The 15636-nt window shown below is 68.4% G+C and carries 13 protein-coding genes and 1 pseudogene; 6 read left to right on the top strand and 8 right to left on the bottom strand.

From position 1 onward, the window contains the following. The 3 genes from D180_RS17730 to D180_RS17720 form a co-directional block, all read right to left on the bottom strand. The coding region (locus D180_RS17730) for a nuclear transport factor 2 family protein (RefSeq protein WP_017913852.1) at window positions 1-186 on the bottom strand (186 nt) is incomplete at its 3' end. Window positions 187-411: 225 nt separating this feature from the next. After that, the gene (locus D180_RS17725; RefSeq protein ID WP_017909488.1) at window positions 412-864 is read right to left on the bottom strand and encodes a VOC family protein; all 453 of its coding nucleotides are present in this window, start codon (window positions 862-864) and stop codon (window positions 412-414) included. A gap of 81 nt (window positions 865-945) precedes the next feature. Then, window positions 946-1767 (bottom strand): AraC family transcriptional regulator, encoded by an 822-nt coding sequence (locus D180_RS17720; RefSeq protein WP_343122589.1) that lies wholly within the window; start codon window positions 1765-1767, stop codon window positions 946-948. Window positions 1768-2338: 571 nt separating this feature from the next. Here D180_RS17720 and D180_RS17715 point away from each other — a divergent pair. Then, window positions 2339-3856, top strand: a complete 1518-nt coding sequence (locus D180_RS17715; protein ID WP_198526579.1) for an MASE1 domain-containing protein — start codon at window positions 2339-2341, stop codon at window positions 3854-3856. Here the strand turns inward: D180_RS17715 and D180_RS17710 are convergent. Beyond that, complete coding sequence (locus D180_RS17710) at window positions 3840-4259, bottom strand: hypothetical protein (RefSeq protein ID WP_017913849.1); 420 nt, start codon at window positions 4257-4259, stop codon at window positions 3840-3842. The genes D180_RS17715 and D180_RS17710 overlap by 17 nt on opposite strands. Before the next feature lie 310 nt (window positions 4260-4569). Between D180_RS17710 and D180_RS17705 the strand changes: the two genes are divergently transcribed. Beyond that, window positions 4570-5013: an Rrf2 family transcriptional regulator gene (locus D180_RS17705; protein ID WP_017913848.1), complete on the top strand. Its 444-nt coding sequence runs from the start codon at window positions 4570-4572 to the stop codon at window positions 5011-5013. A 2-nt stretch (window positions 5014-5015) separates the two neighbouring features. Next, on the top strand, window positions 5016-5936 hold the full coding sequence (locus D180_RS17700) for an NAD(P)/FAD-dependent oxidoreductase (RefSeq protein ID WP_017913847.1): 921 nt from the start codon (window positions 5016-5018) through the stop codon (window positions 5934-5936). Between the two features lie 151 nt (window positions 5937-6087). Here the strand turns inward: D180_RS17700 and D180_RS17695 are convergent, their stop codons facing one another. Further along, window positions 6088-8253 (bottom strand): ATP-binding protein, encoded by a 2166-nt coding sequence (locus D180_RS17695; protein ID WP_043091275.1) that lies wholly within the window; start codon window positions 8251-8253, stop codon window positions 6088-6090. Between the two features lie 382 nt (window positions 8254-8635). Here D180_RS17695 and D180_RS24685 point away from each other — a divergent pair. Further along, window positions 8636-8773 (top strand): annotated as a pseudogene (locus tag D180_RS24685) (GNAT family N-acetyltransferase); the annotation flags it as partial. A gap of 68 nt (window positions 8774-8841) precedes the next feature. Here the strand turns inward: D180_RS24685 and D180_RS17690 are convergent. The 3 genes from D180_RS17690 to D180_RS17680 form a co-directional block, all read right to left on the bottom strand. Next, entirely contained in the window at window positions 8842-10527 is a 1686-nt protein-coding gene (locus tag D180_RS17690) for an FAD-dependent monooxygenase (protein WP_017913845.1), read from the bottom strand. A gap of 45 nt (window positions 10528-10572) precedes the next feature. Then, on the bottom strand, window positions 10573-11028 hold the full coding sequence (locus tag D180_RS17685) for a helix-turn-helix domain-containing protein (RefSeq protein WP_043091274.1): 456 nt from the start codon (window positions 11026-11028) through the stop codon (window positions 10573-10575). 198 nt (window positions 11029-11226) lie between these two features. Continuing rightward, entirely contained in the window at window positions 11227-12117 is an 891-nt protein-coding gene (locus D180_RS17680) for a LysR family transcriptional regulator (protein WP_017913843.1), read from the bottom strand. Window positions 12118-12224: 107 nt separating this feature from the next. On the opposite strand from D180_RS17680, the gene D180_RS17675 reads away from it, so the two are divergent. Beyond that, window positions 12225-13796, top strand: coding sequence for a proton-conducting transporter membrane subunit (locus D180_RS17675; protein ID WP_017913842.1), 1572 nt, complete (start codon window positions 12225-12227; stop codon window positions 13794-13796). A 23-nt stretch (window positions 13797-13819) separates the two neighbouring features. Beyond that, window positions 13820-15636, top strand: a 1817-nt coding sequence (locus tag D180_RS17670; RefSeq protein ID WP_017913841.1) for a putative inorganic carbon transporter subunit DabA, incomplete at its 3' end; no start/stop codon positions are given.

Below are 15636 nucleotides of genomic sequence, written 5' to 3'. Positions count from 1 at the left end.
GAACTGCGGCGGCTGCCGGTAGGCGTCGGCCATCCACTCCCTGACCGCCTGCTTGCCCCGCAATATGCGCTCGCCGATGAAGTGCCAGGTCGTATCTTCGGTGCAATGGGCGAGAAAGCCTTCGTAATCGCCGGCGGCGATGGCGGCGTTCGCGACCTGCAGGACGTGCTGGTTCGCCTCGGTCATCGGATGGCCTCCTCTGGCTGGGAACGGTCGAGATGGCGCCAACCTAGCGTCGCCTGTGTCACACCTGCGTACACGCCTCAGCGGCTCGCCGCGCGAGCGACCGGCGACGCACGCAAGCGTTGCAACGACCCGGCACAGAAGTCTCGTGCATCGGCAGTGACGGCGAAACCGGAGTTCCTGCCGGCACGCACCGGCATGCACGGGCGCTGACGATCTCGCGCCCTCTCAGGTTGTCGGTGCTTTCGCGAACAGCGCCGTATAACGCCGCTGCATTTCCTCCGGCGTCACCGACTCGATCGCATGGCCGATCAGCCAGCGGTGGCCGAAGGGATCGCGCACGGTGCCGGAGCGTTCACCGTAGAAGTGGTCCTGCATACCGCGCTCGAGCGTGGCGCCCGCCGCGACCGCGCGGGCGACCAACGCGTCGGCATCGTCCACATGCAGGTGCAGCGTGACCGGCGTGGCGTCAAGGTGTTCGGGGCTGCGTACGCCCATGTCCGGATACTCCTCCGACAGCATCAGGATGTGGCCATCGAGATCCACCTCGGCATGACCGATACGTCCATCGGGCTCGGTAAGGCGGAACAGTTCGCGCGCACCAAACGCGCGCGCGTAGAACGCCATCGCGGCGGCGGCGTCGCGCACGCACAGATAGGCATACAGTTCGTGGATCGCCATGGCATGTCCTCGTGTGGGCCAGGTGCCCATTGTGGAATCCTGGGTGCGCCGCGTCTTGCAGGAAATTGACCTGCGCCGCGATCAGCGCGGCACATGCCGGGGGGCGGCGGGATCGGCCGCCCGCCGCCAGGCGGACGGGGTGACACCGGCCACGCTGCGGAAGGTGTTGGCCAAGTGCGCCTGGTCGGCGAAGCCGCTGGCGGCGGCAATGTCGGCCCAGCCCAGCGAGCGGTCGCACGCCAGGTCCAGCGCGTGCGAGAAGCGTTGCAGCCGCAGCCAGGCGTTCGGTGCCAGACCGGTCGCCTGCCGGAACAGGGCGATGCAATGCCGATGGCTGAGTCCGCTGGCGCGCACCAGGGTCTCCACGCGCACGTCCGGGTGCCAGCCACCGGAACGCAGCACGCGCAGCGCCGGATGCCGCACGGGCGGGCGGCCGCCGGCGCGGTCGACCAGCCACCGTTCGAAGGCAGCCAGGCGCGCCGGCGCCTCGGCGCATGCGTGCAACCGCTCCAGCAGCGCATCGACCTCGCCGGCAGGCAGCAGCAGCTCCAGCGGCGTGTGGTGCCCGGCCAACGCGGATTCGGGCACACCGAGCAACACGCTGGTGGCGCCTGGACGCAACATCGCACCGACCGAGACCGCAGGCTGCGTGACATCGCGCACGTGATACGCCGTGCGTACCCCACCCACCACCGCGTGGCCGAGGCAATGGCCGCACAGGTCGTCCGCGTGGTCGAACACCCGCAACGGTGCACCGCCGATCCGCACGGCGAGATGCGTGGCACCGGTCGGCAGCACGTGCTCGCGCGCAGGCAGCCGCACGGCCGCAGACACCGGTGCGGGCTCGTGCGCCCACACCGCTGTCACCAGACCGCGCAATGCGGAAACGGGAGGTCGATGCATGGACGCCATGGCGCGATGCTACGCCTGTCATCGGCCCCGTCGGTAGTCCGCCCGACGACGCGCCTCCGCCGCCACTCCCGACCCGATGATCGGGCGCTACCGCACGGGCTCGACCACACGTCGCGGGCATCGCCCCGATCCCGCCACGCAGAAGTATCGGACGCCCTCGGAATGCCTCCGCGACGCACCTGCAGTGATCATGCCGCATCCGTTGTGGCAGGGCGTTTCAGGTTTGCTGGCGCACATTCTTGCTCTGCTGTCGCGGTCACTTTCGAGGAGCACGTAGCCATGCATCATCGCACCAGCCATGTTCGCGTGGCTCGACATCGAAGCGGTCGAAGACGTGCTGCCGCCTGCACGAGCGACGCGCAGAATCACGCAGACGAAACAGCGGCACGACTGCAAGTGTTCCCTTGCCGGCTCGCGAATCCGGGCGAAAGAACACCCGGCATTCGCCTGCATCCGTCGCGCACTTGCGACGCATCTCACACTGTCGTCGACACCCCCAACTGTCTACCCTCGCCGCCGATCCGGCTTATACAGTAGCCGCGACACACCACGGATGGCGGGAATGGCCGCGGCAAGAGATATCGCCAAAGGCGTTCTACTGAGCGCCACCTACTGCGCCACGTTCCTGCTGGCCTGGCGGTGTTCCGTGGACCAGTGGTATCTGCCGGCCGGCGTGCGCGTCGCCAGCCTGCTGTTCCTGCCCGCACGGCGTTGGCCGTGGCTGCTGGCCGGCGATGCCGCCGCGCTGCTGACACTGCGCATTCCCATGAGCGAAGCCTGGGGCGCGAGTGCCATCTGGGCATACCTGAGTCCGTTCCTGCTGATGCCCGCCGTGTCGCTGCTGCCGGTCCTGGCGCGTCAGCGGGTGCCTGACCTGGCACGCAACGATCACTGGCTGCTGCCGCTGACGCTGGCGACCGCGCTGTGGAGCACGCTCTGCAACATTGCGATCAACACCGTGCTGGGCGGCCCCGCCGGGCCGGCGCCGCTCGATGTGCTGCTGCGCTACTGGCTTGGCGACTACCTGGGCACCCTGATGTTCGTGCTGCCGGCGTTGCTGTGGCTGCGCCGGGACGAACCCACGCGACTGCAGGCCTCGCTGTTGCGCGAGGGGCTGGCGTCGATCGCCGTGGTCGTCGTGCTGTCGGCGTCCATCGCCGTGGCCGGCGACGCGCTGCTGCGGCAGTTGCTGATGGTCCTGCTGGTGGTCCCGGCGATCGTACTGACGCTTCGCCATGGCTGGCGGGGCGCGGCGCTCGGCGTGGTCATGGCGAACGTTGCGGTGGCCCTGTCCATGCCCAAGGTCGTCGCACCGGGCATGCACGACGCCGATGCGTTCGTGGTGCAGATCCTGCTCGCCGCCACCGCCACGGTGATGTTCGCGTTCGGATCACGGATCTCCGCCGCCTATCGGCATATGCGCGACGACGGACGCCTGCGCGAACAGGCGCTGGCCTTCGCACAGGCCGGCTACCTCTCCGCCGAACGCACGCTGCGCCGACGGGTGGTCGACTACACCGACCTCAGCACCCAGATCAACAAGCTGCGCCGCGATGTGGTGGAAGATCTGCGCGCACGCGGCCATTACGCCGCCGCCATGCAGATGACCCGCACCGGCGTGATCCAGGCGCAGTTGCTGGACGAGTACGTCACCGCGCTCTACCCCCTCGGTATCGAGACGCATGGGCTGTACCACACGCTGCACTCGCCGACCTTCGCCAACCTGTGCGCCACGGAGTTCCGCTGCCGCCTGCATGGCGATCCGCGGCGCCTCTCGCTGGGTCTGCAACTGGTGGCCTATCGCTGCATCCTCGACGCCATCGAGACGCTGCCCGTGGCCCACACGCATCTGCTGCAGGCAAGGGTATGGCGTGCGAAAGGACGACAGGGCATCGCCATCCGCATCACCGCCGATGCGGCGATGCTGAGTGCGTTGCGGCGCCGTCCGGAAGCGCCCGAGCGGGAACTGGCGGTCCGCCTGCAGGCGCATGGCGGCACCTGCCGGCGCCGCCATGCGTTGAGCTTCAGCTTTCTGGTGTCCGAAAGCCCGATCTCCGGCGGCCTCACTCCACCGCCGTGACCTCCCACGCGTCATCGCGTGCATCCGAGCGCAGGCGCACCACCACATCGGCCGTCCGGTAGATCACGCGTGACGGCACCGCAGGCGATGCCGTCAGCGAGACCCGCCCCACGTCGCTGCCCATCGGCAGCACCCACAAGGTCTTGCCGATGCGGCCGACCGCGGCACGGACCACGCCGCTGGCGTCGTTGATCTGCAGGTAGTTCACGCCATCGCGCGAGAACTCATAGACGCGCCAGGCCGAATCCGTGGCGAGATTCAGCGCCTTGGGCACGCTTTCGCCCAGTCCCTTGCCCACCACCCCATGCCCGCCGGAGGGGCAGCAGGACTGCGCCTGCGCCTGAAATGACAGCGCCAACCCCGCTGCGACCACGATTGCCAAGCTCTTCGCCTTCGTTTCCATTGCATCGATCCTTTCCCACCCGGGGAATTCCGCCTGCATCTCAGGCGGGATCAAGGTACGTGGTCCGGGCCGGGAAGCGGTCGACAAACAGCATCGCCGCCATGGCGAGAGACCAGGTCGTTGCCTGTCCACGATGAAAAAGCGTCGTGCCGCCACCATGCCCGCGATCGCCGCTGTTTCGATCGCACTCGCCGTGCGTTGCGGGCGCCAGACGCGCACATGTTCGCGGCACACCCCGTTGAACGCGATCGACAGCGCCGGGACGCAACCACGCTTGACCTGCCGCAAATTTCGAAACATCATTAGTTACATGAAACGCGACAGCCGCCTGTCCTCTGTCCTGCATGCCCTGCTGCACATGGCCGAGCACGATGGTCCCATGACCTCCGACGCCCTGGCCCAATGCCTGGGCACCAATCCCGTCGTGGTCCGGCGGACCATGGGGTACTTGCGCGAAGCCGGCATCGTGACCTCGGATCGCGGGCACACGGGTGGATGGCGCATCCATGCCGACCTGGCCACGGTCACCCTGCGCCAGTTGCATGAAGCGCTGGGCGAACCGGCGCTGTTCGCCATCGGCAATCGCCACGAATCCCCGGAGTGCCTGGTTGAGCAAGCGGTGAATGCCGCACTCGAGGGAACGTTCGCAGAGGCAGAGGCGTTGCTGTTGAAGCGGCTTTCGGACATCACCCTTGCCGACCTGGCCGCCGACTTCGCGCGCCGGCATGCGGCGGCACGACGGACGAGGAGTTAGGCATGCACCACGACATCATCGTCATCGGCGGCAGCTATGCGGGCATGGCCGCCGCCCTGCAACTGCTGCGAGCGCGGCGTTCCGTGCTAGTGATCGATGCGGGCCAGCGCCGCAATCGCACGGCCCACCATGCACATGGCTTCCTCGGCCAGGACGGCGTGCCGCCTGGCACCATCGCGGCGACCGCGCGCCAGCAGCTCAGCGCCTATCCGACGCTGACGTGGCTGGACGCACACGCCCTGACCGCCACTGGATCCTTGGACGTCTTCCGGGTGACCACCTCCGATGGCGGCACCCACCAGGGTCGCCGGATCCTGCTCGCCACCGGCGTGGCCGACCAGCTTCCGGCCGTCGACGGCCTCGCCGAACGCTGGGGCACGGCCGTCTTCCACTGCCCGTACTGCCACGGCTACGAACTGGACCAGGGACGCATCGGCATCGTCGGTGCCGGCCCGCTGTCCGTGCACCAAGCCGAACTGCTCACCGAGTGGGGCAATGTGACCTTACTCGTCAACGGCGCACTGCAGCTCGACGACGCGGCCAGGGCTCTTCTGAGCGGCCGCGGCGTGGCGATCGAGGAGGCGCCCATCGACAGGATCGAGGGGCATGCCGACGTGGTCCTGGCCGACGGTCGGCGCCTGGTCTTCGCCGGCCTGTTCACGGCGACACGCACCACCCCGTCCTGTCCCCTGGCCGAGGCCATGGGCTGCGTGCTGGAGGAGACGCCAATGGGCACCCAGGTCCGCATCGATGCCGAGCATGGGACCTCGGTCGCCGGCGTCTTCGCCTGCGGCGACCTGGCGAAAGCGCCGCATTCGCTGTCATTGGCCGTGGGCAGCGGCGCCATGGCCGGCGCGCAGGTTCACCGCTCGCTGGTATGGCCGGAAACCTTCGCGCCGCCAGCATCAACGCGCACAGGATGACGCGCGCTCGGATTCCACTGCGGTATCGGTCTACGCCGGGCGAATCGCGCAGGCGCGATCATGGCAGGTGTAGCCGTTTGTCTCGGCTGCCCGTCCGCCCATGGCCACAACGCACCAGACGCGACGTGCGCGTACGCTGGACCTGACCAAGTCAGTCGAGCCCGGCAAACAGTCCGTGCAACTCGGCAAACCCCACCGGTTTGACCAAGTGCGCGTCGAACCCTGCATGCGCCGAATCGCGGCGATCGCTGTCCTGCCCCCAGCCGGTCAGCGCGACGATGGTGATGTCCTTGCCCCAGTGGCAATCGCGAATGCGGCGGCACGCCTCGTGCCCGTCCATGCCGGGCATGCCGATGTCCATCAGGATCACCTCGGGGCGCATGCGCGCACCGATCGCCAGCGCTTCCTCTCCGCCGCCAGCGGTGCGCACAGCGTGTCCGTCCAGTTCCAGCAGGGCGGCCAGCGCCAGCGCGATATCCGCATTGTCGTCGACCACCAGGATCCGGCGCATCGTTTGTGCCGGCCGGACATCCCCCGTGGCCGACACGGCAACCGGCGCGGCGTCGCAGGGAAGCCGCACGACGAACGCGCTGCCCTTGCCGGCCCCCTCGCTGCGCGCCTCGACGGTGCCGCCGTGCATCTCGACCAGCCGCCGAACCAGCATCAGGCCGATGCCGAGTCCACCTTGCGCACGCTCCAGGGTCCGGTCCACCTGGGTGAACAGTTCGAAGATGGCATCGACCTTGTCCGGCGGAATGCCGGATCCGTTGTCCGCGACCACGACCTCGACGCTGCCCGCGCCCGCCTCGACCCGCACCTCGATGTCTCCCCCGGGTGGCGTGTACTTGCACGCGTTGGTGAGCAGATTCCCGAACACCTGGGTGAGACGGACCGGGTCTCCTTGCAAGGGCAGCGGCGTCTCCGGCAACACCACGCGCAAGCGATGCCGCTGCTGGTCCAATGCAGGACGGCAGACCTCGACGGCCTGCTGGATCACCTCGGCCAGCAGCAGCGACTCGCGCCGCAATTCCAGTTTTCCCTGCTTGATGCGATTAACGTCGAGCAGGTCGTCCACCAAGCGCACCAGCTGCCGTACCTGCCGTTCCATGACCTCGTGCGCCTTCCGCGACAGCGCTTCGTTGCCATGCGAGCGCTTGAGCACTTCCAGCATGTTGCGCAACGGCGCCAGCGGGTTGCGCAGTTCGTGCGCAAGCATGGCCAGGAACTCGTCCTTGCGTCGCCGCTCCTGCGCCAGCTCCGCCTCGATCTGATGGCGCTCCACCAGTTCGGCGGCCTGCCGGGCGAGCAGGTCGATGTAGCGCAGCGCGTCCGGGTCGGGGCCGCCCGGCCAGCGGTAATGGTTGTTGAGCATGCCCAGCAGCCGACCATCGCGGCTGAGCAATGGCGTGCACTGGATGGAACGGATCTGGTCCTCCATTACGATCTCCAGACCCAACGTCCCCTGCAGACCTTCCAGCTTCTCCACGTCGGCCACGACCAGGCGCTGCACCTGCTTTGCCGCTTTCCCGCAACTGGCGTCCCATCCATCCTCGCGGAAATGCTCGACCAGCCGCGCCCCCAGGCCCTGATGCACGACGATCCGCAGGGTTTTCTTGACCGGATCGAAGATCTGGATATTGCCCTTGTCGGTGCCCGAGATGTCGGCGGCCGCGGCAAGGATCTTCTGCAGCAGCGGCTCGAACTCCCCTGGCCCGACCAGTTCGGCACTCAATTCCTGCAGCCGGGCGAGCGCGGCCATTTCCTTGCGCAGATGCGCGGCTGCCCGTTCCCGCTCCACCACGATGCTGGTCGCCAGTGCGCCGAATTCGGCGACCTTGCGCTCCCACGCGTTGGCCTGCCGCGCCTCGGAAAGACACAGGAAGAACGATCCGACCGCCTTGCCGCCCTGCCCGATCGCCGGGTGCGAATAGCACGCCAGAATGCCGTTTTCCAGGCAAAGCGAGCGCCAGGGTGCGGCCCACTGCGACGCATGTTCCACGTCCTCGCACTCGACCGGATGCCCCTCGTGGATGGCGGTGCCGCAGGTGCCGATGAGCGCCTCCCCGATCGGCAGGCCGCGGATGGCCGCGGCGAATGCAGGAGGAAAGTGCGACGAGTAACCATCGCCCATCGTGCGGCGGTCCCGGCTCGCCAGCAGCACACAGGCGCGGGCGTCGGGAACAAGCCGGCCGACGGCATCGGTGAGCGCATCCAGGCACTCGGCCATGGGCGCCCCAGACGCGATCATCAGCAATGCCTTACGCTGCTCCGCATCCAGTTGCGCATCACGCTGGGCCTGAGCCAGTTCTCGGTACACGTGCACCTATCTACGATCGCCGCAGCGGTGTTAATGGATAACACTGGAGACGATTCGTCATGAATGACACCGAGATCCGCCGAAAGCACGGCCGCCACGGTCCGTCGGAAGGCCATGTTGGCATAGGTGCCGCGTGAAGCGTGTGCGACGTGCATCAAGGTCTGCAGCCGAAGCTGCGTTTGGAATGTCTTGGGACGCAGCCCTCGGCGCCAGCGCTCCGCGCCGGCACCGATCCCGACCCTACTCACGCGAGGTCCAGCCCCTGCACTATCCGGCGCCATGCGATCTGCAGATCTCAGGACACGCGGCGCACCTGCTCCACGTCAGCGCGAGCCGCCGCCTTGGACGGCACCCACGCAACACGGTCATGCGCAAGAGGATCGTGACGAGGCACGTCAACGAACAGAATCATCAGGCTGTCGGCTTCTACGAAAGGATGGGCTTCAGGCGCACAGGCCGGTCCCCGCGCGACCACCAGGGCAAGCCCTATCCACTCATCCACCTTGAATACGCGCCTTAGGCGCACTGTGGCATAGCGCTCGCGGCCTACGCACGGGGCGACAGATACGGAGAGCGTAGGTGCTCGCGCTACTTTCCAAAGATCCTGGCGCAGTACGCGCGCAGCCGTTGCGGCGCGTCTAGCGGGCCGCGGAAGGCGATATGACCGTCGGGCCGCACCAGCACCATCGCGGGATCGCCTTCGATGCCGTAGGCGCCATGTGCCACCCCATCCAGGTCGAACAGCGCCGTGGCGTCGCCGGCCTGCGGTACCGTCTTGCCGAGGATCAACCGGGGCCGGATCCACTCCCACGCCTGGAGCTGCGCCAACGCATCACGCATCGCCATCAAGGCGTCCTGCTGCCGGGCATCGAACAGCAGCAAGGCCCAGCCCCACGTCACGCCATCGGGGTTGTAGAGATGCGCGAACAGCGTCGTGGACGCACCGTCCTGGGCGATGACGGCCGCATCCGGTGCGCGGTCGCCAGGATGCGGAACGCGTCGGTGCACGATCTCCCGCAATCCCTTGAGGTGGTCTTCGTTCAAGGGGCTGTCGGGATAGGCGACGGACAGTTGCTGGAGATCGTCGGTGCCCTGAATCAGGGCACCGATGTTGGGCAGGAAACTGGCGGCGATCCCCATGGCCGTATCCTTGATAACGCCGCGATACACGCTGTTGCGGAAGCCCTTTTCCTGCTGCGCATCCAGCCGGCGGTGTTCGCCGCCGCGCTCCAGCCCGTAGGATTCCAGCAGCACCGGTGCGGCCTTGCCGTCGAGCGCCATCGCTAGCCGCCATGCCAGGCCGACCGCATCCTGCAGCCCGGCGTTCATGCCCTGGCCGCCCGCGGGCAAGGTGAGATGACCAGCATCGCCGACCAGGAACACGCGTCCATCGGCGTAGCGCGAGGTCACGCCATGCTGGAAGCGGCTGTGGGTGATCCAGATCGGATCGCTGAGCTCCAGCGTCTCGTCCTCGGTGACCTCGCGCGCGATGGCCTGCAGTTCTTCCAGGGTCGGATCGCGATCGGGGATGCCCGCGTCGTCGGACAGGAAGAACAGCCGGTGGTAGCCCTCCCACACCGGCAGCACGCCGCAGAAGCCCTTGGGGTAATAGAAGAACCAGAGGTGATCGAAATCGGTGGAGCGGCGCCAGCGCAGTTTCGCGTCGAGCTGGCGGTTCATGCAGTGGGGCAGCTTTTCCGTCGCGAAGTCCGCGCCGATCTGCTTGCGCACGAAGCCTTCGGCGCCGTCTGCGCCCACCAGGTAGCGGCAGCGCAGGCGCTCGACCGGGCGCCCTTCGACCGGCTCACCGTCGTCGTTCACCGTCGCGATCGTCACGCTGACCCCGTCCGCATCCTGCTCGAAGCCGACCACCTTGCGGCCTCGTTCGAGCGCTGCGCCGCCGGTCTCGATCCGCCGGGCAAGCACGTTCTCGATGACGTCCTGGCCGCTGTACAGCACCTCCGGATACGGACTGGCGACCTGCGCGATGTCGATCGGATCCACTGTCTTGCCGTTCAACAGGGTGTTGATCCGGGTGATCCGGTACGCCCGCTCGGCCAGGGCATCGCGGATGCCGATGCTCGCCAGCAGCTCCTGCGGGCGCGCCCAGAGATTGTTGGCGCGCGAATGCGGCTTGGGCTGCGTACGTTGCTCGAAGATGCGGAATCGCACCCCGTGGTGCGCCAACGCGCAGGCGGTGGTCAGGCCGACTGGCCCGCCACCGATGATGATGACGTCCGTATCGAAGCCGTCGGGATGCGGGGCAAGCGCCATGGTCTCTCCTTGGGTTGAATCCTGCCGCGCGCAGGCTTGCGCGCTTCATTCGGCCAGCGACTGGTCGAGGGCGTCGCGCATGTCCAGGAGCACCGCGATGGCGGTCCTGACGCGCTCGGCACCCAGTCGGTCGATCAGGTGCTGGTCGAGCGACGCGACAGCGGCTTCGGCGGCGCCCAGGGCTGCGCGTCCTGCCTGCGTCAACACCACCAGCTTGGCGCGCGCATGGTGCGGATTGGTCTCGAATACGACGAACCCGTGTTCGGCCAGCAACTCGACCACACGCTGCACCGCCTGCCGGGTCAGGCCCATGTTGCGGGCGATATGCGCGACCGGCAGCGGCACCGGCGAGTAGCCCAGCGCACCGAGCACCTGCCACCAGGCGGTGGTCAGCCCGATCGGGCGCACCAACCGGTTGCCCATGTCGACCAGGCGGCCGTTGGTGGCGAACACCGCCAGCACCAGCTCGCGAACCAGCAAGGGAAGGTTTTCCGCAGCCATGCATCATCCTGTCTATTTGACAGCATGTTGTCAAATAGCCCGCGCCACGTCGTGTCCCTCGACCTGCCCCCCAAGGCTCCGCACGACGTGACTGCTGAACTTCGGCATGTGCTGTCGCGGTGCCTTGGGCGGGTCGGCCGCCACCCAGCGACCGCCGGCGACGGATCGGCGGCGGCATTGCCACGTCCGTCGCTGGCGCTAGGAATCTGCTGGCGCAGCGGTGGGCTGCAGCAGGAGCCGCACCAACGGATTGGGAAACCGCCGCGCCATGGTCACGGCGTGGAAGGTCTCCACGATGTCCGGCAATTGATCGCCCTCCACCAGCACGCCGGCGGCGATCTCGTCCTTGACCACGATCGGCGGGAGTACGGCCAGGCCGATGTCCTCGCGCGCCAGCAGGCGCATCATCGCCATGTCCTCCACTTCCGCCACGATCTGCGGGCGCACGCCCAGGCGATCGGCCAGGGCATCGAATCCCGCGCGCACGCTGTTGTCCACCGTCGGCAGGATGATGGGATGCTGGCGAAGCCGATCGGCGATGCTGGCGGCATGACCCAACCGGTCCGGCGTGCCCACCAAACTGACCGGGCGCTCGGCGAGCCGATGGGTCACGAACGGGGTCAGCGCGTCGGTGGCCGGCGCCTGGTTGAGCAGGACCACGTCGAGATTGAGTGCCTCCAGCGCCCGCAGCAGTTCGCCGGCGCTGCCCGAGCGCAGGATCAGGTCGATATCGGTTCGGCCGAGCAGCGGCCGCAAGAACTCCAGCTGGAAGTTGCGCGACAGTGTGGCCAGCGAGCCGACCCGCAGCGCCTGCCGCGCGGCGCCGGTCTGCCGCAGCGTGCCCAGCAGTTCGTCGCCGGTGGCGAAGATCGCATCGGCGTGGTCCAGCGCGATCTGCCCCGCCTCGGTCAGGTGCAATTGCCGCCCGCGCCGCTCGAACAGTGCGTGGCCCAAACGCTCCTCCAGCTTGCGGATCTGCACCGACAAGGCGGACTGGGTGAGGTTGAGCCGCTCGGCGGTGCGGGTCAGGTTGCCGTCGTGGGCCACAGCCCAGAAGTAACGCAGGTGGTTGTAGTTCAAAGCGGCCATTGTTCGATAATAACGAACGATATCGTGAAAATAATGAATTTTTGTTCGACCCCGCCGATCGCTATCGTGGCGCCGCCCGCCACTGCGCTCGATCCAAGGGGATTGCCTTGTCGCTCTATCTGCTGCCGCTCTCTGCCCCACTCCTGCTGCTGGTCGCGGCCGTGTTCGGCTTTGTCCGCAGCGGCCGACGCCCCCGCTTCCTCCCCGCCTTCGCCGAACGTGCCGCGCTCGGCGCACTGCTCGTCGCCATCGCCTCGCTGGCGCTGCTGATCGCCCGCGGCGCTGACGGCAGCGCATTTATCGGATGGAGCGGCATCGGCCTGTCGGTCCGGCTCGATGCGGTGAGCACCACGATGCTGCTGCTGGTCGCCTTCGTCGGCTGGATCGTGGTGCGCTACACCCGCACCTATCTGGATGGCGAAGCGCGGCAGGGCTATTTCACCGGCTGGCTTTGCGTCGCGCTCGCCGCGGTGCTGCTACTCGTGCAGGCCGGCAACCTGGTCCAGGTCGTGCTGGCCTGGATCGCCACCAGCATCGCGCTCAATCGTTTGCTGCTGTTCTATCCCCAGCGTGTGGCCGCGCAACGCGCCGCGCGCAAGAAGCGCCTGTTCTCCAGCATCGGCGCCATCGCCCTGGTGAGTGCGGCCGCGCTGGTCTGGAACAGCCTGGGCACCACCGACATCGCCACCATCAACACACTGGCGCGGAACGGCCAGCATGGCGGGGCCCTTACCGCGGCGGCCGCCTTGATGGCGCTGGCCGCGGTGCTGAAATCGGCGCAGTTCCCGACCCACAGCTGGCTCACCGAGATGATGGAGGCGCCCACGCCGGTGTCGGCCTTACTGCATGCCGGCGTGGTCAACGGCGGCGGCTTCCTGCTGATCCGCTTTGCCGACCTGATGCTGGCGGCCCCCGGCGTGCTCGCCGTGCTGGCCATGCTGGGCGGGTTCACCGCGCTGTTCGGTGCGCTGGTGATGCTGACCCAGCCCGCGGTCAAGACCTCGCTGGCCTGGTCCACGGTTGCGCAGATGGGTTTCATGATCCTGCAGTGCGGGCTGGCGCTGTTCCCGCTGGCGCTGCTGCACATCGTCGCGCACTCGCTGTACAAGGCCCATGCCTTCCTGGCCTCCGGCGGCGCGGTCGAGCAGGTGGCGTCGATTCGCCGACCCGGGCCGGTGGCGGTGCCCGATGGGGCCGCGGTCGGCCGCGCCTTCCTGATCGCGCTGGCGATCTATGTCGGGATCGGCGCCGCCTTCGGGTTCGCCTTCGGCTTCGAGCACAAGTCGCCGCAGGCGCTGGCCCTGGGCGCCATCCTCATCTTCGGTGTGGCCTACCTGCTGGCCCAGGGCCTGGCCGATGCCGCGCCGCGCCCGCTCACCCGCAGGACCGCGCTCTACGCCAGCGCCGCTGCGGTCGGCTATTTCGCGTTGCAGAGTGCAGCCGAATGGCTGACCACGGGGGTGCTGCCGGCGACGCCGGCGCCGGGTCGGCTGGAGTGGACGCTGATGGCGCTGGCGGTGCTGAGCTTCGGCGTGGTGGCGGTGGCGCAGGCGCTGTTCCCGCTGTGGGCGACGCACCCGGCCGCTGCCGGACTGCGCGTGCATCTCGCCAATGGCCTGTACGCCAACGCCACGCTCGATCGTCTGCTCGGCGGCTGGTCCGTCCGCAAGACCTCGTGACCCTTCACCGCCAGGACACCCCCATGCTGATGACCACCACCGACGCACCGTCCTTGTCTCACGAGCTGATCATCGCCGCCGCCGCCGCGCGTGCGGCGCGGGCCATTCCCCCGCTTTGGCCGCTCGCCTCGAGCGTGGCGGTCAACTCCTTCCTCGGCCAGACCGGCGAACCGCTGCCGATCGCGGCGGCGCGGCTGCGGCGCGCCGCCGGCATCGCCGTGACCCTGCCGCGCGCCTGGTATGCGGAGCGGCTGCAGTCCGGCGACATCGCCGAAGAGGATCTGCAGGCGGCCTGGCACAACGCGCCGGCGGCGCTGCGTCCGCCGACCGTGTCCGCGCTCAAACTCGCCGCCGATGCCATGCGCCCTGCCCCGCAGGCAATTCCGACCGTCGCCGACTTGGCCCGCGACGTTTCGGCGATCGACTGGCCGGGCATCGTCGACGAGCGCATCGGCCACTGGGCCGCCAGCTACTTCGATCAGGGCCAGGCGCTGTGGGTCGCCGGGCAGTCCGGCGGCGCCTACAACGCGTGGCGGCTGGTCGCGATGCACGATCTGACGCCGGAAATCGCCGGGCTCACCCGATTCGCGCAGCAGGTGGCGGACGCGCCAGCGACTGCCGAAGAGGCGATCGTCGAGGGCGTAGCCCGCCTCGGCCTCGCGCCAGACGCGCTGGAGGACTATTTCCACCGTCTGCTGACCACGCTGGGCGGCTGGAGCCAGGTTGCGCGGTATCGGCTCTGGCAAGCGGAGTTGAGCGGCGGAACCGATGCCTGCGTCACCGATCTGCTCGCCATCCGCATCAGCTGGGAAGCCGCCCTGCTGGGCAAGTTCGGTTCGGAGATCGCGCCCGAGTGGCGAAGCGCCGTCGCCGCTTACGCCACGCCGGTGGCAGCGACTTCGGACGACGTCGTCGACAGCATCCTGCAGGAAGCGGCCGAACGAGCTGCACAGCGGCGGCTCGGCAGCGTGCTTGCAGCCCCCGCCTCGGCCCCGGTCGCCCCCGACCGGATGACGTTGCAGATGGCCTTCTGCATCGACGTACGCTCGGAAGTGTTCCGCCGCGCGCTGGAAAGCCTGGATGCCGGCATCCAGACCCTGGGATTCGCCGGATTCTTCGGGCTGGGCATCGGCCATCGCCGGTTTGCCTCGGACGTGGTCGAGGCACGCCTTCCGGTGCTGCTGACGCCAGCGGTGCACACCTGCGCGGGAGCGGCCACGCCGTCATTGTCCGAGGCGGACCTCGCCGCGCGGATCGCGGCCCGCGCGAAGCGTGCCTGGGGACGCTTCAAGCTGGCCGCCATTTCCTCGTTCGCCTTCGTCGAGGCCACCGGCCCGATCTACGTCGCCAAGCTGCTGCGCGATGGCTTGGGACTGACGCGGCACTCGGCGCCGAACGATCCCGCGCCGCGCCCGGCCGAGGCGCTCGACCTCGACACGCGCCTGACCATGGCCACGCGCATCCTCACCGCGATGTCGCTCACCACTGGGTTCGCCCGACTTGTCGTGATCGCCGGCCACGGGGCAAACGTGGTCAACAATCCGCACGCCAGCGCCCTGCACTGCGGCGCCTGCGGCGGCTACTCGGGCGAAGTGAACGCGCGGCTGCTCGCCGCGCTGCTCAACGACCCCGAGGTGCGCGCCGGGCTTGCCGAGCGCGGCATCGCCATTCCCGCCGACACGCTGTTCGTCGGCGCCCTGCACGACACCACGACCGATGCGGTCACGCTCTACAGCGCCGACCATGCTTCGCCCGCGCATGCCGCCGACCTCGACCAGGCGGCGCGTTGGTTGCACGCCGCCGGCGCGCTGGCCCGAGGCGAGCGCGCGCTGCGCCTGCC

Source organism: Xanthomonas sp. SHU 166, assembly GCF_000364685.1.
Classification (GTDB): Bacteria; Pseudomonadota; Gammaproteobacteria; order Xanthomonadales; family Xanthomonadaceae; genus Xanthomonas_A; species Xanthomonas_A sontii.
Note: the sequence above shows the minus strand (reverse complement) of the source record. Positions and strands in the feature narration are given on the sequence as shown.